At 70.7% G+C, this 16491-nt stretch carries 16 protein-coding genes; 11 read left to right on the top strand and 5 right to left on the bottom strand.

What is annotated here, in order from left to right; genetic code table 11:
* Positions 1 to 93 precede the first annotated feature (93 nt).
* Positions 94 to 570 carry a hypothetical protein gene (locus Ato02nite_RS35790; RefSeq protein WP_246607875.1) on the top strand — a complete coding sequence of 159 codons (477 nt, stop codon included), beginning with the start codon at positions 94 to 96 and terminating at the stop codon, positions 568 to 570.
* Positions 567 to 1613, top strand: a complete 1047-nt coding sequence (locus Ato02nite_RS35785) for an MAB_1171c family putative transporter (RefSeq protein WP_213011112.1) — start codon at positions 567 to 569, stop codon at positions 1611 to 1613. The genes Ato02nite_RS35790 and Ato02nite_RS35785 overlap by 4 nt, the downstream gene beginning before the upstream one ends.
* On the opposite strand, the gene Ato02nite_RS35780 is transcribed toward Ato02nite_RS35785, so the two are convergent.
* Entirely contained in the window at positions 1567 to 1968 is a 402-nt protein-coding gene (locus Ato02nite_RS35780; RefSeq protein ID WP_213011111.1) for a helix-turn-helix domain-containing protein, read from the bottom strand. The two genes, Ato02nite_RS35785 and Ato02nite_RS35780, sit on opposite strands and share 47 nt — an antisense overlap.
* A gap of 179 nt (positions 1969 to 2147) precedes the next feature.
* On the opposite strand from Ato02nite_RS35780, the gene Ato02nite_RS35775 reads away from it, so the two are divergent.
* On the top strand, positions 2148 to 3335 hold the full coding sequence (locus tag Ato02nite_RS35775; protein WP_213011110.1) for a cytochrome P450: 1188 nt from the start codon (positions 2148 to 2150) through the stop codon (positions 3333 to 3335).
* A gap of 214 nt (positions 3336 to 3549) precedes the next feature.
* Here the strand turns inward: Ato02nite_RS35775 and Ato02nite_RS35770 are convergent, their stop codons facing one another.
* Positions 3550 to 4233 carry a hypothetical protein gene (locus Ato02nite_RS35770; protein ID WP_213011109.1) on the bottom strand — a complete coding sequence of 228 codons (684 nt, stop codon included), beginning with the start codon at positions 4231 to 4233 and terminating at the stop codon, positions 3550 to 3552.
* Between the two features lie 117 nt (positions 4234 to 4350).
* Between Ato02nite_RS35770 and Ato02nite_RS35765 the strand changes: the two genes are divergently transcribed.
* The 3 genes from Ato02nite_RS35765 to Ato02nite_RS35755 are packed head-to-tail and all read left to right on the top strand — an operon-like array spanning position 4351 to position 8284.
* A complete protein-coding gene (locus Ato02nite_RS35765) occupies positions 4351 to 5808 on the top strand; it encodes an FAD-linked oxidase C-terminal domain-containing protein (protein WP_213011108.1) in 1458 nt (485 codons plus the stop codon).
* Positions 5808 to 6926 carry an FAD-binding oxidoreductase gene (locus Ato02nite_RS35760; RefSeq protein WP_213011107.1) on the top strand — a complete coding sequence of 373 codons (1119 nt, stop codon included), beginning with the start codon at positions 5808 to 5810 and terminating at the stop codon, positions 6924 to 6926. The genes Ato02nite_RS35765 and Ato02nite_RS35760 overlap by 1 nt, the downstream gene beginning before the upstream one ends.
* Positions 6926 to 8284: a (Fe-S)-binding protein gene (locus Ato02nite_RS35755; protein ID WP_213011106.1), complete on the top strand. Its 1359-nt coding sequence runs from the start codon at positions 6926 to 6928 to the stop codon at positions 8282 to 8284. Before Ato02nite_RS35760 ends, Ato02nite_RS35755 begins: the two co-directional genes overlap by 1 nt.
* Here Ato02nite_RS35755 and Ato02nite_RS35750 read toward each other — a convergent pair.
* A complete protein-coding gene (locus Ato02nite_RS35750) occupies positions 8278 to 10452 on the bottom strand; it encodes a rhamnogalacturonan lyase family protein (protein ID WP_213011105.1) in 2175 nt (724 codons plus the stop codon). The two genes, Ato02nite_RS35755 and Ato02nite_RS35750, sit on opposite strands and share 7 nt — an antisense overlap.
* A gap of 122 nt (positions 10453 to 10574) precedes the next feature.
* Here Ato02nite_RS35750 and Ato02nite_RS35745 point away from each other — a divergent pair, with 122 nt between their 5' ends.
* Positions 10575 to 11708, top strand: coding sequence for a cellulose binding domain-containing protein (locus Ato02nite_RS35745; protein WP_213011104.1), 1134 nt, complete (start codon positions 10575 to 10577; stop codon positions 11706 to 11708).
* Here the strand turns inward: Ato02nite_RS35745 and Ato02nite_RS35740 are convergent.
* Positions 11705 to 12322, bottom strand: coding sequence for a winged helix-turn-helix transcriptional regulator (locus tag Ato02nite_RS35740; RefSeq protein ID WP_213011103.1), 618 nt, complete (start codon positions 12320 to 12322; stop codon positions 11705 to 11707). The two genes, Ato02nite_RS35745 and Ato02nite_RS35740, sit on opposite strands and share 4 nt — an antisense overlap.
* A gap of 70 nt (positions 12323 to 12392) precedes the next feature.
* Between Ato02nite_RS35740 and Ato02nite_RS35735 the strand changes: the two genes are divergently transcribed.
* From Ato02nite_RS35735 to Ato02nite_RS35720, 4 genes are all read left to right on the top strand, one after another.
* A complete protein-coding gene (locus tag Ato02nite_RS35735; RefSeq protein WP_213011102.1) occupies positions 12393 to 13085 on the top strand; it encodes a hypothetical protein in 693 nt (230 codons plus the stop codon).
* Positions 13086 to 13215: 130 nt separating this feature from the next.
* Positions 13216 to 15459: a putative bifunctional diguanylate cyclase/phosphodiesterase gene (locus Ato02nite_RS35730; RefSeq protein ID WP_213011101.1), complete on the top strand. Its 2244-nt coding sequence runs from the start codon at positions 13216 to 13218 to the stop codon at positions 15457 to 15459.
* Positions 15460 to 15532: 73 nt separating this feature from the next.
* Entirely contained in the window at positions 15533 to 15685 is a 153-nt protein-coding gene (locus tag Ato02nite_RS35725; protein ID WP_213011100.1) for a hypothetical protein, read from the top strand.
* A gap of 2 nt (positions 15686 to 15687) precedes the next feature.
* Entirely contained in the window at positions 15688 to 15840 is a 153-nt protein-coding gene (locus Ato02nite_RS35720; RefSeq protein WP_213011099.1) for a hypothetical protein, read from the top strand.
* A gap of 19 nt (positions 15841 to 15859) precedes the next feature.
* Here the strand turns inward: Ato02nite_RS35720 and Ato02nite_RS35715 are convergent, their stop codons facing one another.
* On the bottom strand, positions 15860 to 16426 hold the full coding sequence (locus tag Ato02nite_RS35715; RefSeq protein ID WP_246607873.1) for a TetR/AcrR family transcriptional regulator: 567 nt from the start codon (positions 16424 to 16426) through the stop codon (positions 15860 to 15862).
* Positions 16427 to 16491 lie beyond the last annotated feature (65 nt).

Genomic DNA, 16491 nt, shown 5'->3' with positions numbered 1-16491 from the left:
TGGGGTTTTCCACAGGCCTACGCCGTCTCGTGTTCGGGAAGCGCTCTCTCCGCGCAGTTCCGCGCAAACCAACGGGCGAGTAGCCTGGCGGCGATGATGGGACTTCGGCATCGGAGCGAGCAGCGCCTGCGCGGCATCCGAGTCCCTGCGCCCTTCGACCTCGATGCATTCTGCGGCGAGGTGGCCGCCCGCCGGGGCCGCCCGCTGATCCGCCGCCCGATCCCCGGGCTGAGCGCCGAAGCGCCGTGCGGCATGTGGATCGCCACCGACGCGGCCGACCACGTCTTCTACGACCCGGGCACGTCGCCGCTGCACGCCGAGCACATCGTGCTGCACGAGCTCGCGCACATCCTGAGCGGGCACGCCGGCGCCGACGGCACGCTCGCCCGGCTCTTCCCCGACCTCGACCCGGCCACCGTGCGCCGGGTGCTGGGCCGGGTCAGCTACACCACCGCCCAGGAGCGCGAGGCCGAGATGATGGCCTCGCTGATCCGGGGCCGCTCCGCACCGCCGCCGCGCACCACTCTCGGCCGGGTGGCCGACGCTTTCGGCTTCGTCGACCAGCAATGATCCTGTCGGTCGCGCTGCTGGTCCTGCTGTGGGGCGTGGTGGTGGCCCGGCTGCCGACGCTGTGGCGCGATGCCCGGCAGCGAGCGTTCTGGGCGACGGTCTTCACCCTCGCCCTGATCAAGACGATCGTGCTGCTGCGGCCGGACGTGCCACTCCTGGTGCCGAACCTGCTGGGCGTGCTCACGGCGTACTTCCTGCTCTGTTTCCTGTCCTTGCTCTCCGGTCGTGGCCTGCGGAGATGGCACCTCGCCCTGACCGTCGCGGTGCTGGCCGTCCTGGTCGCGCTGGCCGGCGACATCGAGCTGGAAGGTGACCTGCCGCCGAGGACGGTTGCCTACTGGGTGGTGCTCGAAGGGTTCCTGGGCACGGTGCTGATCATCACCGCGGTGCTGTTCCGGTCGGTGGCGAGACAGGCGCCGCCCGGACTCCCCCGCCTCGGGCTGCGCGCGATCTCCACCGGTGCCGCGATGATCGCGCTCTACGCGGCGATCAAGACCGCACTGATCGTGGGAGCACCGGGCACCGACTTCGACCGGTTCGAGGGTTGGGCGCTCTACCTGCAGGGCGGCGGCACGCTCATCGCGGTGGCGGGCGCGTGCGTGCCGGCCGCCCGACGATCCCGGGCGATCATCGGCGCGTACTGGTCGTTACTGGTGCTGCGGCCACTGTGGAAGGCCATGCGGGACGCGTTCCCCGAGGTCATTCTGTTCACGCCGCGCCGGGCGGTGTTCGAGCTGGCCGGCGTGGACGACGTGCACCTGCGCCTCTACCGGCGGGTGATCGAGATCCGGGACGGGATGCTGGCGCTGCGCCCGTACCTCCCGGAACCGCCACCGGCCGCCGCCGATCCCGCCCAGAGCGAGGCCGCGGCAATCTCGCAGGCGCTGCGGCGACGCGCCGAGGGCGCCCCGCCGAACGATCACGAAAAAGCGTTCGCCGAGGTCGGGCCGGAGATGGCCGACGAGGTGGCCTGGTTGAGCCGGGTGAGCCGGGCCTTCAGCGACCCTGCTCGGACTCCCACACCTTCCGGATCAGCTCGCTGATCGTCTCTCGGCCGCGCGGCGACACGTCGGCCGCGCGCAACGCGATCTCGGTGACCCCGGCATCGCGGATGGTCTGCAGCAACTCGAGCTGAGCGTCGACCCGGCGGGTCTGCTCGTCGTCGAGAAAATAGGACACCGGGACGCCGAAATAGGTGGCCAGGGCGGTCAGGTGCGCCACGGTCGGGTTGTCGCGGCGGCCGGTGCGCAGCTGCCAGATGTAGGTGTGCGAGATCTGCACACCCTGCTTCCGGCGGATCGCCTCGGCGACCGCCATATAGCTCGGTTCCGCCTGGCCCGCGGCGCGGACCCGGCGGAACAACCCGTCGAGCTTGCCGGCGATGGAGAAGGCGCCCACCACGCCCTCCTCCCCGTGTGAAGGTGCTTCATTCTGACGCCCATGAGCAGAAACGCGCGACCCCGCGTCCTTGCACATCCCCCGATGTAGGGCGTCATAAACTGTGGTTGATGAGACCGAGCTGAGCGTAAGCCACACGTTCCCGCCGCTCAACCCCCCGACCGGGTAGCGTCGGCCGAGTGGTGGACATTGTGGAGGGACCCGAGGTTTCGGCACTGCTCGACGAATTGACGACCTTGACTGGCCGCGACGATCCGTACCCGCGCTACCAGCGCCTTCGGGAGATCTCCCCGGTGGTGCGGGCCGACGACAACGCCCTGGTGGTGACCCGGCACGCCGACTGCGCGGCGGTCACCCGCGACCCGAAACTCGGGCACATGCCGGCCCACATGCTGGCCTTCGCCGGCCTGCCCGACTGGGATCAGCACCCGGCTCTGCATCAGCTGTTCACCAGCCTGCTCGCACTCAACCCACCGGAACACACCCGGCTGCGCCGGCTCGTCAGCTCAGGTTTCACCGCGCGCCGGGTGCAGGCGCTGCGGCCGGCCATCGAGCGGATGGTCGACGACCTGCTGGCCGAGGTGAGCGGGCCGGCCGACTTCATCGCGGCGTTCGCGTTCCCGCTGCCGGTCAACGTGATCGGCGAGCTGCTCGGGGTGCCCGAGCCGGACCGCGGCCAGTTCCAAACTCTGGTGCGGGACTGGTCGCAGCTACTCGACGTGATCACCCCGGAGGTGATCGCGAAGGCCGACCCGGCGGCCGAGACGATGCGCGCCTACCTGTCCGACCTGGCGGCGGCCCGGCGGAAGGCTCCCCAGGACGATCTGATCAGCGCGCTGGTGGAAACCGACCTCACCGACGACGAGCTGCTCACGATGGCGGCACTGCTGTTCGCGGCCGGGTTCGAGACCACCACCAACCTGCTGGCCAACGGCCTGGTGGCGCTACTGGACAACCCCGGCCAGATCCCCGCGCTGCACGCCGACCCGGCCACCGCGATCGAGGAGCTGCTGCGCTACGACTCGCCGGTGCAACTGGTAGCCCGAGTGGCCTGGGAGGAGACAACGATCGGCGGCGCGGCCGTCGAGCCAGGCGACCGGATCGTCGCCTACCTAGGTGCAGGCAACCGCGACCCAAAGCGTTTCGACCACCCGGAGCGCCTAGATCTGTCCAGGAGGGACAACGCCCCCCTGTCCTTCGGCGGAGGAATCCATTACTGCCTAGGCGCGCCTCTCGCGAGACTCGAGGCCCGGGTGGCCTTTCCTGCGCTTTTGTCCCGCTTTCCGGGCGTACGCCTTGACGGCGCACCCGGGCGCAGAAACAGCCTGACGATTCGCGGTTACACGTTCCTACCGGTCAGTTTCTAGCAACTCCACCGGCAGCAGCGTGACCAACGCGCGAGGCGCAACCACCGCACCGTGGGGTTTCAGGGGGCTCGGCCCCCTGAGTAGATATGCAAGCGCCCCCGGTCCGCGCTTTTGCGGACAGGGGGCGCCGGAAGCTTGCACGCCGCTGCGAATTCCACGGGGGAAGAACTCGCAACGGCGCATGCCGAACATTAGACGACGGCAACGCGGCTGTCTATCCCACGCGCTGCACGACCGTGCCAACCAGCTTCTGCCAGTCGGCGTCGAACTGGGATCCGGTGCTGGCGTTGCTCAGTTGATAGATCGCGTACGCATCGACGAGCACCACGTTCGTCCGCTGGATGACGGTGACGGCGGTGTCGGCGGTGCCCGGGTGCGACGCCTCGTACTTCTTGTGCCGGATCACCGTGAAGCCGGTCCAGTTGTCCTGCTTCAGCGGCTGCTGCTGCACCGTCTCGGTGTAGGCGGGCTCGTTGCGCTCGTCATTGTTGACGGCGGCCACCGACAGGTTGCCCTGACAGTTGTCGGCGATCGCCTTGAGCCCGGTCATGGCCGCGTCGGCGCCCGACTTGTCGCCGTAGACCAGGGCGATCTGCTCGAGGGTCTGCGCGCCCTTCTCCCCCTCGTCGACCAGCGGCGAGGCGACCACCTGCGCGCCCGGCGGCACCTCGGGCGCGGCGGTCGTGCCGCCGCAGATGCTGACCAGCTGGTTGGGGTCGGCGCTCTCCTCGGGTGCTTTCCAGGTCGGCCCGACGTCGGCGGCCTGCAGCAGCGCACCGCGCATGGTGGTGATGGAGATGTTCGACGTGTCCGGCTTCTCGCCGTCGTCGGAGCTGCAGCCGGCGGCCACCGCAAGGGCGCAGAGGGCGGTGACGGCGACTCTCCCGGTCCTGAACATCGGGCCATCTTTGCAGAAGATCGGTGGGTCGCCGACTGAAGTACGCACGGTGACCTGGTGACCGGCGGACGGTCAGCGATTAGGTTGATTTCACCAACGTCGGAGCGGAGGCCCCTGATGACCGGGATCGAAGGGCTTGCCGAGCGGTTGCGGCGTGAGCTGGGCCGGGAGCGGGTCATCACTGACCGGCAGGAGCTCCGGACGTACGAGTGTGACGGTCTCGCCCACCACAAGGTCGTCCCGGCCATAGCGGTTCTCGCGCGGAGCACCGCGCAGGTCGCGGCCACGGTCCGGGCGTGCGCCGAGGCCGAGGTGCCGTTCGTGGCGCGCGGCTCGGGCACCGGCCTGTCCGGCGGGGCGCTGCCGCACGCCGACGGGGTGCTGGTCGTGACCGCCCAGATGCGCGACATCCTGGACATCTCGCCGGCCGACGAGCGGGCCGTCGTGCAGCCCGGGGTGATCAACCTGCAGCTGACCCGGGCCACCACCCCGGCCGGCTACTACTACGCGCCCGACCCGTCCAGCCAGCAGATCTGCTCGATCGGCGGGAACGTCGCGGAGAATTCCGGCGGTGCCCACTGCCTGAAGTACGGCTTCACCGTCAACCACGTGACCGGCCTCGAGGTGGTCGCCCCGGACGGTTCGGTGACCCGGCTCGGCGGGAAGGCGCTCGACCCGCCCGGCTACGACCTGATCGGCGCGTTCGTCGGCTCGGAGGGCACGCTCGGCGTCGCCACCGAGGTGACGGTGAAACTCACCCGGCTGCCCGAGACGGTCCGCACCCTGCTCGCCGCCTTCCACGGCGTCGACCAGGCCGGTGCCGCCACCAGCGCGATCATCGCGGCCGGGGTGGTGCCGGCCGCGATCGAGATGATGGACGCGCTGGCCATCGAGGCCGCCGAGGCCGCGGTCGCCTGCGGCTACCCGGCGGGGGCGGGCGCGGTGCTGATCGTCGAGCTGGACGGTCCGGCCGCCGAGGTGGCCGCGCAGTTCGACGAGGTGGTCCGGCTGTGTTCGGAGAGCGCGGCCTTCGAGATCCAGATCGCCGCGGACGACGCTCAGCGGGCACTGTTCTGGAAGGGCCGCAAGTCGGCGTTCGCGGCGGTGGGCCGGATCAGCCCCGACTACATCGTGCAGGACGGGGTGATCCCGCGGACCGCCCTGCCCGAGGTGCTGCGCCGCATCGACGCGCTGGCCGCGGAGAACGGCGTCCGGGTCGCCAACGTCTTCCACGCCGGCGACGGCAACCTGCATCCCCTGGTGCTGTTCGACGACGCGGTGCCGGGCGAGGCCGAGCGGGCCGAGACGACCTCCGGGGCGATCATCGACCTGTGCATCGAGTACGGCGGATCGATCACCGGCGAGCACGGGGTCGGCGCGGACAAGGCGAAGTACATGCCCCGGATGTTCGGTGACGACGACCTCGACACCATGCAGCTGCTGCGGTGCGCGTTCGACCCGGCCGGGCTGGCCAACCCCGGCAAGATCTATCCGACGCCCCGGCTGTGCGGCGAGCGCCCGGGCCGGCGGACGGCCGGCGAGACCGCCGACCGGGACGGGGCGGAGGTCTTCTGATGACCGCCCTCGACGAGTTGACCCGCCCGGCCGGCGACGACGACGTGGTCGGTGGCGTGCCGGCCCGGCTGGTCGCGGCACCGCGCGACACGGCCGAGGCTTCGGCCCTGCTGGCCGCCACACCCGGTCTGACCGTGGTGGTGCGCGGCGCCGGGACCAAGCTGGACTGGGGCCCGCCACCCCGCGCCCTCGACCTGATCATCGACACCCACCACCTGTCCGGGGTGGTCGAGCACGCGGCCGGCGACCTGATCACCATCGTCCGGGCCGGGACACCGCTGCGGTCGCTGGACCTCGGCGATCAGCTCCTCGCCCTGGACGGCCCGGACGGCGCTACCGTCGGCGGCACGGTCGCGACCGCGACCAGCGGGCCGCGGCGGCTGCACTACGGCGGCGTCCGTGACCTGCTGATCGGCATCACCGTGGTCCGGGCCGACGGGAAGGTCGCCAAGGCGGGCGGCAAGGTCGTGAAGAACGTCGCCGGGTACGACCTGGGCAAGCTCTACACCGGCTCCTACGGCACCCTCGGCCTGATCACCGAGTGCGCGTTCCGCCTGCATCCGCGCCCGAAGCACGCGCTGTTCGTCCGCGCGGTCACCCCGCCGTCGGACGCCGCCCGAATCCGGGCGGCCGCGGTCGCACCGGCGGCCGTCGAGATCGACTCGGCCTCCGGCGAGCTGGCCGTCCTTCTCGAAGGGACGCCCGACGGCGTGCAGGAACGGGCCGGACTCCTCGAGAAGCTCCTCAAGGGCGACATTTCTGATATGTCGCCCAAGTGGTGGGGGGTGGCGCCATGGACGGCCGACGGCATCGGCGTGAAGCTGTCGGTTCCGCTGTCCGCGGTGCCCGCGCTGGCCGCCGGGCCGGACGCCGTTCGCGGGTCGGCCGGCACCGGCGTGCTGTACGCCGCCGCGGCCGGGATCACCGAGGTGGAACGGTTGCGGGCCGCCTGCGTGCGCCTCGGCGGCCACGCCGTGGTGCTCACCGCCCCGCCCGAGGTGCGCGACATTCTGGACATGTGGGGGCCGACGCCGGGCCTTTCGCTGATGCGGCGGATCAAGGACCAGTTCGACCCGGGCCACCGCTTCGCGCCCGGCCGCTTCGTAGGAGGCATCTGATGGTGGACTCCACCTGGGGCACCGGCGAGGCCCCGCGGGACGTGCTCGGGCCGGTCTCCGGTGGGCCGGCCTTCGACGACGACCACCCGCCCGCCAAGGACCTGATCGCCGACTGCGTGCACTGCGGGTTCTGCCTGCCAACCTGCCCCACCTACGTGCTGTGGGGCGCGGAGGCGGACTCGCCGCGCGGGCGGATCTATCTGATGAACCAGGGCGTCAGCGGGGAGCCGCTCAGCGACTCCATGGTGGAGCATTTCGACGCCTGCCTCGGCTGCATGTCGTGCGTGACCGCCTGCCCGTCCGGCGTGAAATACGACCGGCTGATCGAGGACACCCGCGCCCAGGTCGAGCGGCGCCACACCCGCACACCCCGCGAAAGAGCGCTGCGGACGGCGGTCTTCGCGCTGTTCCCCTATCCGCGCCGACTCCGCCTCCTGCGCGGGCCGCTCCGTGCGTACCAAAGCTCTGGCCTGCAGAAACTCGTGGCCCGCAGCGGCCTCCTGCCGCGCTTGGCACCCACCCTCGCGACGTTGGAATCGCTCGCGCCGAAGCTGCGCGGTGTGCCGAAGCCGCCGCGCCGCGTCGCGGCGCGCGGCCGGCGGCGGGCCGTCGTGGGCATGCTCACCGGGTGCGTGCAGAGCGCGTTCTTCCCGGACGTCAATTCCGCGACCGTACGGGTACTCGCGGCCGAAGGATGCGACGTGCTGATCCCGCCGTCGCAGGGCTGTTGCGGGGCGCTGAGCGTGCACAACGGGCGCAGGGACGAGGCGCAGCGGTTCGCCCGGAAGCTGATCGACACGTTCGAGTCGACCGGGATGGACTACTTCGTGGTCAACGCGGCCGGGTGCGGGTCGTCGCTCAAGGAGTACGACACGCTGCTCGCCGACGACCCGGCCTATGCGGCGAAGGCGGCGGCGTTCACCGCCAAGGTCCGCGATCTCGCCGAACTGCTGCACGAGCTCGGGCCGGTCGCGCCGCGGCATCCACTGGAGTTGACGGTCGCGTATCACGATGCCTGCCACCTCGGGCACGCGCAGGGTATCCGTACCCAACCTCGGTCTTTGTTGTCGGAAATTCCGGGTTTGAAGCTGCACGAGATCGCCGAGCCGGAGATCTGCTGCGGTTCGGCGGGGATCTGGAATGTGCTGAACCCGGCCCCGGCCGCGTCGCTCGGCGACATGAAGGCCCGCAACGTCCTCGCCACCGGGGCATCCCTGCTGGTCACGGCCAACCCCGGCTGCCTCATGCAGATCGCCGCGGCCGCGCAGCGCCAGGGCGGGCGGATCGCCCTGGCGCACACCGCCCAGGTCCTGGACGCTTCCATCCGGAACCTGGGCGGTGACGCCTTACTTCACTGAATCGCGAAGCTCGGGTGTGGTGGCTGGTTGTAGGCGGTGTTCTGCCAGGCGATCGCCTCGCGGTACTGCACGTCGTGCAGGAGGGTGACGACCCGGCGGTCGCTCTGCGTCGGCGTGCTGTAGATGCGCAGCGCGTTGTTCGCGGTCGTCGGCCAGATCACCTCCTCGCGCCAGTCGCCGAGCAGGTCGCCGGAGAGCGACGGGGTCGACTTGGTGCTGTTGTTGGAGTGCACGTCGGCCGCGGTCAGCAGCCGGGTGTCGCCGGACGTGCCGTACTTGTCGATGTGCGTGCCGTCGAGCAACTCGCGGGTCGCGTCGCCGTCCCACCAGACCACGAAGTTCGTCGAGGACGGCTTGCGGCCGGCGACCACCGCGCCGGACGGGCTGCGCACCCCGTCGGCGGCCGACGACCACGACTCCGCGCCGGGGCTGCCGGCCCAGATGTCGGCCGAGACGCCGCGGCCGTTGTCGCCGTTCGCCGGGGTCGACCAGATGATCTGGCCGGTCTTCGCGTCGGCCAGCCACGAGGACGGCTTGCTGCTGTCCTCGTCCACCTTGAACTCCTCGAGACCCGGGCGGGACGGGTCGAGATCGCCGACGTGCATGGCGTCGCCGTGGCCGTTGCCGGTGTTCCACAGCTTGGCGCCGTTGTCGTCGATCGCCATCGAGCCGTACACGATCTCGTCCCGGCCGTCCTGATCGACGTCGGCGACCGAGAGCTGATGGTTGCCCTGACCGGCGTAGGCGCTGTTGCCGGAGCCGTTCGAGTCGAACGTCCAGCGGCGGGTCAGCGTGCCGTTGCGGAAGTCCCAGGCCACGATCACGCTGCGGGTGTAATAACCCCGCGCCATGATCAGGCTGGGCCGGCTGCCGTCCAGGTAGGCCGTTCCGGCCAGGAAACGATCAACCCGATTGCCGTACGAGTCACCCCAGCTCGACACGGTGCCGCGGGCCGGCTCGTAGTTCACCGTGGACGCGGCGGCGCCGGTGCGGCCGTCGAACATCGTCAGGTACTCGGGGCCGGACAGGACGTAACCGGACGAGTTGCGGTAGTCGGCGTTCGCGTCGCCGATCACCCGGCCGGTGCCGTCCACGGTCGCGTCGGCCGTCTTCATCGCCACCTCGGCGTCGCCGTCACCGTCGTAGTCGTACACCTGGAACTGGGTGTAATGCGCGCCGGCCCGGATGTTGCGGCCCAGGTTGATCCGCCACAGGCGGGTGCCGTCGAGCTTGTAGCCGTCCACGTAGACCGGGTCGGTGACGCCGGACTGCGAGTTGTCCTTCGCGTTGGTCGGGTCCCACTTGAGGACGATGTCCAGCTTGCCGTCGCCGTCCAGGTCGCCGGTGCTGGCGTCGTTGGCGACGTAGAGCGAGCTGTTCGGGTTCTGGATCGGCACGTCCAGGTAGCCGTTGGCGAAAGTCAGGGCCGGGCCGTCGGCGGCCTGCTCGGCGCCGCCGACGACCGCCTTCACGGTGTACGCCGGACCGGCGGCCGCGCCCGCGTCGAGGTAGTTGGTGGATGCCGTGAGCGGGCTCGCGGTGAGCTTGGTGGTGCCGCGGTAGACGTTGAACGCGACGCCGCTCGGGTCGGTGCCGAGCAGTCGCCAGCTGACCAGGTTTCCGCTTCCGGAGTGGACGCTGATCACGCCGCGGTCGAGTTTCTCGACCTGTTTGCCGTTGACGGTCGAGGTGCCGCCGCTGGGCGGTGGCGTGGTCGGACTCGTGGTCGGTGGCGTCGTTGTCGGCGTGGCGGTGGGACTCGTGGGCGTAGTACCACCGGTGCACGCGGTTCCGTTGAGGCTGAACGACGCCGGGGTCGCGCCGGACCCGGTCGCGTTGAAGCCGAAGCTGGTCGTCCCGTTCGTGGCGAGCGCGGCGTTGTAGCCGGCGTCCTTCACCGAGACGTTCGCCCCGGACTGGGTGACCACCCCGTTCCACAGCTGGGAGATCGTCTGGTCGCCCGGGAAGGCGTACGTCAGGGTCCAGCCGTCGATCGGGTCGCCGAGGTTGGTGACGTCGACGGCGGCACCGAAGCCGCCCGGCCACGAGTTGCTGACGGTGTATTTGACCTGGCAGCCCGCGGCCGCGTCGGCCCGTGCCGCCAGCAGGAGTCCCGCGCCGACGGTGGCGACGGCGAGGACCGCGGCGATCTGTTTCCTTCTGGCCACGCAAGGCCCCTTAGATTTACAGTCATGGATTGGGAGCGCTCCCAGACTGAGGCGTGCCACCGCGTTCGTCAAGCTCCTGGACGGTCCTCACCCACATCCCGCGTCCTCCGGGAGGAACCCCCATGCATCGACGAAAACTGGCGTTACTGGTCGCCGCGGCCACCGCCCTCGCCTCCACCGCGGTGATCACCGCGAGCCGGGCCGACGCCGCGGCCGGCTGCACCGCGAAGTACACGATCTCCAGCCAGTGGCCGGGCGGCTTCGGCGCCACGGTCGACGTCACCAACCTCGGCGATCTCCTCAACGGCTGGGCGGTGACCTTCACGTTCGGCGCCGGGCAGACCATCACCCAGTTGTGGAACGGCACGGTCAGCCAGGCCGGCTCGGCGGTCACCGTCCGCAACGCCGGCTGGAATCCGACCATCGCCACCGGCGGGGTCGCGTCGTTCGGCTTCAACGGCACGTGGACCGGCAGCAACCCGGTGCCGACCGGCTTCGCGCTGAACTCCGTGGCCTGCACCGGCGTGATCACAACGCCGTCGCCGCCGACGTCCACGATGACGCCGAACCCGACATCCACCACCACTCCGCCGACCACTTCACCGACCACCTCCCCGACTGTTTCGCCGACCACGAGCCCGCCGGCCGGGTCGCCGGTCAAGATCATGGCGCTCGGTGACTCGATCACCGGCTCGCCCGGCTGCTGGCGGGCCCTGCTGTGGCAGAAGCTGCCGGCCGCCCGGGTCGACTTCGTCGGCACCCTGCCCGGTCAGGGGTGCGGCTTCACCTACGACGGCGAGAACGAGGGGCACGGCGGTTACCTGGCCACCAACGTCGCCAACCAGGACCTCCTCGTCGGCTGGCTGGCTGCCACGGATCCGGACGTGGTGATCATGCACTTCGGCACCAACGACGTCTGGTCGAACATCGCCCCCAGCACGATCCTCGCCGCGTTCACCCGGATGGTCACCCAGATGCGCGCGTCCAACCCGAACATGAAGATCGGCGTCGCCAAGATCATCCCGATGAACCCGAGCACCTGCACCGAGTGCGGTGCCCGGACGGTGGCCCTGAACGCGGCCATCCCGGCCTGGGCAGCCGGCCTGACCACGGCCGCCTCACCGATCACGGTGGTGGACCAGTGGACCGGCTTCGACACGGCCACCGACACCTACGACGGCGTACACCCCAACGACGCCGGCAACGTGAAGATCGCCGACAAGTGGTACCCGTACGTCTCGGCGGCGATCTCCTAGATCCCGAAGAGTGTGAAGAAGAGTTCGGCGGCGGCCCGATCGCCGCTGATCTCCACGTCGCCGTCGGCGACGGTGCGGCCGGTGAACATGATCGCCCGCATCGTCGCGACGGCGGCCGTGATGGTCACGTCCGCCGTGGCCCGGGTGCCGCGGGTGACCTCGGCCCCGGCCGGCGTGATGACCACCTCGAACGTGTCCGGCCCGACGTGCAGGTGCACCGTCAGTGACACGTCCTGCGGGCGGTAGAGGGCTTTGAGCAGCAGCATGAAGGCGTCGGTGCTCATCCCGGCGCCCTCGGGGGCGGCCTGGCCGGCGCCCCACCGGGACAGCTCGATCAGCGTGGGCTCCAACCGGCGGCCGCGGTCGGTCAGCTCGTAGACCGGGGCACTGACCGGCGCGCCCAGCACCGTGTGCCGCACGATGCCGGCCGCCTCGAGCTCGCGCAGCCGCTGGCTCAACACGTTCTGGCTGGCGAGGGGCAGTCCGGCGCGCAGATCACGGAACCGCTTCGGGCCGAGGATCAGCTCGCGCACGATCAGCAGCGCCCACCGTTCGCCCACCACATCCATGGCCAGGGCCGCACCGCACGCATCGTCATAGGTCCGCTGTGACACACCGCAACCTTACTGCGCGCACCACTAGGTGCTAGTGTCGCACTCGTTGGTCCTAATCTAGGAGTGATAGATGGATGCGCTGCTGAAACAAGTGCTGGACGCCAACGGCGGGCTCGACCACCTGCGGTCGCTGAGCACCCTGCGGGCCACGATCACCTACGGCGGCCCGTTCTGGGCGGCCAAGGGACACCCCGACCTGGTCGGAGCGGACGACACCGAGGCCGACCTGCGCCGGCCGCGCCTGACCCGGCGGCAGCGGTCGACCGGCCGCAGCACCACCTGGGACGGCTCGCTCGCCGCGTTCGAGGGCCTGGAGCACCCCCGGGCATCGTTCGCCGGCTTCGGCGTCGAGACCCCGTGGAACCTCGCCCAGATCCTGTATTTCCGCAGCTACGCGACCTGGCACTACCTGGTCGAACCGGAGTTGTTCAGCTGGCCGGGCGTCGAGGCGCGCGAGGCCGAGCCGTGGACCGAGGGCGGCGAGACCTGGCGCGTCCTGGCCGTCACCTACCCCGAGTCGATCGCCGTGCACAGCCGCACCCAGCGCTACTACTACGACGACAAGTCACACCTGCGGCGGCTGGACTACGCGCCCGAGGTCAACGGGGACGTGCCGGTCGCCCACTACATCCGGGCCGACGAGCGGATCAACGGCGTTCTCGTGCCCACCAGCCGCCACATCCACCTCCGCAACCCCGACGGAAGCGCGGACCTGTCGTGGACGCCGATCACCGTCGACCTGCACGACATCGTCATCGCATGAACTGATCTCGGCCGAACCCGTCAGGTCCGGGCCACAATCGCCGATCTCCACTCAGTCCCGAGCTATCCGGTTCAGCCGCCGGTCGGACTGGAGATCCCTCATGCCCGCATCATCAGGTGCCCCGAGCACCGTGTCACGGCCCAGCCGGGCGTGGCTATGGTTCCTGCTCGCCGGGACGGCCGTCGCCGCCGCGTACATCGTGCTGCCGCAGAACCAGTTCACCAACTGGCTCTTCCCGGCGGTCAACAGCAGCGGTGCGGTGGCCGCCGTCATCGGCGTGCGCCGGAACCGGCCCCGCAACCGTTCGGCCTGGTGGATGCTGGCCGTCGCGCTGTCGCTGTCGGCGGCGGGTGACATCATCTTCGCCGGGTACGACCTGTTCAACGCGGCGGCACCGTTCCCGTCGGTCGCCGACATCCTCTACATCGCCGCGCACCTGCTGGCCGCCGCCTCGGTGGTGCGGCTCAGTCATCACGCCGGCCGGGACAGCATGCTCGAGGCCGGCGTCCTGACCGTGCCGCTGGCCCTGCAGTACTGGATCCACATCATCAGCCCGACCCTGCGCGACCAGGACGGCAGCAACGCGCTCGCCGTCCTGGTCGCCGTCGTGACCCCGGTCGGCACCCTGATCGTGCTGTTCGGCGCCCTGCGCGCCGGCCTGTCCATGGAGATGCGCAAGTGGCCGGCCCGGCTGCTGGTGGCCGGCATGGTGGCCTGGTTCATCCCGGACGCCTACTACGCGACGGCCAGCCTGAACGGCACCTACAACGCCGGCGGCTGGATGGACCTGGGCTGGATGCTGATGCCGCTGCTGCTCGGCGCGGCCGCCCTGCACCCGCAGATGCCCCAGCTCAACGTGCCGCTGCACGTCTCCACCAACATCCTCAGCGTGCGCCGCTACCTGATTGTCATCGCCGGCGTGCTGGCCCTGGACGCGTACGCCGCCTTCACCACCCACGGCCCGCACCGCCTGGTCTCGTTCGCCGTGCTGGTCTCGGGTTTCCTGGCCGCCGCCCGGATCCGCCGCCCACTGAGCGACATGGGCCGGCGCGCCACCCGGGACGGCCTGACCGGCCTGCCGAACCGCACCGAACTGGTCCGCCGGCTCACCTTCGCGCTGGCCGAGCTGCCGGCCGACGGGAGCAGCAAGGTCGCCCTGCTCTTCTGCGACCTGGACCGGTTCAAGGACGTCAACGACAGCCTCGGCCACGCGGCCGGCGACCGGATGCTCATCACCATCGCCGACCGGATCGTGGCGTCGGTCCGCGACGACCGGGACGTCGTGGCCCGCCTCGGCGGCGACGAGTTCGTCATCCTGATGCCGGACGCCACCGACGAGGCCACCGACCTGGTCGCCCAGCGACTCGTCACCACGTTCACCGAGCCGATCATGATCGACGGCACCGAGGTGTACCCCTCGGTCTCGGTCGGCGTGCGCACCACCGACGACTACCGGGCCGACCCGTCCGTCCTGCTGAACGAGGCGGACGCGGCGATGTACCGGGCCAAGAGCGGCGGCCGCGGCCGCGCCGAGAGATTCGACGACCGGTACGCCGCGGAGGCGAGCGCCCGCCTGCGCCTGGACGCCGAGCTGCGGCACGCCCTCGCCAACGACGAACTGGTCTGCGTCTACCACCCGGAGATCGACCTCACCGGCGGTTCCCTGTACGCCCTGGAGGCCCTGGTCCGCTGGCAGCACCCGACCCGCGGCCTGCTCTCCCCCGACGAGTTCGTGCCGCACGCCGAGGCGGTCGGCCTGGTCGGCATCCTGTTCGAGCAGGTCCTCGACCAGGTGCTGACCGCGCAGGACGGCTGGCTGGCCGAGTTCGGCTGGCGCCCCACGGTCGCCGTGAACGTGTCCCCCCGCCAGCTCACCAACAGCCGCCTGATCCAGGTCGTGCTGGCCGCCCTCGAGGCGCACGGCGCCCCGCCGTCGGCCCTGATCCTGGAGGTCACCGAGACCGCCCTGGTCGACGACACGGTGATGACCGGCACCCTGGCCGAGCTGCGCCGGCACGGTGTCGCGGTGGCCGTCGACGACTTCGGCACCGGTTACTCCTCGGTGTCCCGCCTGGCCGACCGCCACTGGGACGCCCTGAAGATCGACCGCAGCTTCGTGGCCGGCATCAACGGCGACCCGGCCCGCGAGGGCGTGGTGCGCGCGATGATCGCCCTGGCGCACGCCCTGCGGCTGCGCGCCATCGCCGAGGGCGTCGAGGACGAGCCGACCCTGGAGTTGCTCCGCGAGCTGGGCTGCGACGCGGCCCAGGGCTACCTGTTCACCCGCCCGGTGGACGCCGCCGAGATCAGCCGCATGATCGTCAGGTCCCCCGAGTGGAACGCGGTCACCGCGCCGCTGCCGTCGGTCGCCTGAGGGACCACGCGCGGGCCGCCGACGGTCTACCGTCGACTCATCGCACTGCCGCAGGTCGATGAGAGGAGCAACCGTGACCACAATCCTGAGCCGCCGCGTGGTGGCCCTGATCGTTACGCTCGCCGTCGCCACCGTCATCGTGGCGCTCTACCTCGCCACGGGCCACGACGCCGTGGCCGGCACCCACTGGGACAACGTCCTGGCCAGCACCTCGTGGGACAACTAGTCATGCCCGCCGTCCTGCGCCACCGGATGGTGGCCCTGATCGTGACGCTCGCCGTAGCAGCCGTGGCTGTCGCACTGCTGTTCGCCGCCGGTAACGACACGTTCGCCGGCACCAACTGGGACAACGTCGTCGCCAGCACCACCTGGGACGACTGAACCCGGCGGAGACCGGCGCCTACCGAACCCGCAGGCCCTCCAGCAGGACGGTCAGATAGCGGCGGGCGGTCAAGGCCCGGTCCCCGCCCGCCGGGTGCACGTTCGCCGCGAACATCACGCCGCACATCAGCGGCAGCATGTCGGCCTTGGTCACCGCCGGGTCGGCCACGCCCGCGGCGTGCGCGCGGTCGAGCAGCCGCCCGAACATCTCGGTGAGTCCCCGCTTCAACTCGGTGGTGCGCGGCAGCGCGTCCACCGGCGCGGCGAACACCGGCGGCAGCGCCGGATCGGAGACCTGGGCGTCGACGGCCGCCAGCAGGAAATCCCGCAGCTCGGCCCACGGGTCACCGCCGGACAGAGCCCGCTCGGCGTGCGCGGTCAGCGCTTCGAGCCCCGGCGTGGCCACCGTCTCGAGCAGCGCCTCCGGCGTCGGGAAGTGCCGGTAGACGGTGGCCACCCCCACCTCGGCGGCCCGGGCGACGTCGTTGAGCTGGATCGCCGTCCCCTCGTCGACCAGCCGCCGGCCGACCTCGACGATCCGGTGCCAGTTGCGGGCGGCGTCCTTGCGCAGCGGTGCCGTGGTCATGGTCACCAGGATAACCGGATAGCCCATCCGATTGTGTTACGTTGAACCGGATAGGTAATCCGCTT

This window comes from Paractinoplanes toevensis, assembly GCF_018332695.1.
GTDB lineage: Bacteria > Actinomycetota > Actinomycetes > Mycobacteriales > Micromonosporaceae > Actinoplanes > Actinoplanes toevensis.
This window is presented reverse-complemented; position numbering and strand designations above follow the sequence as displayed.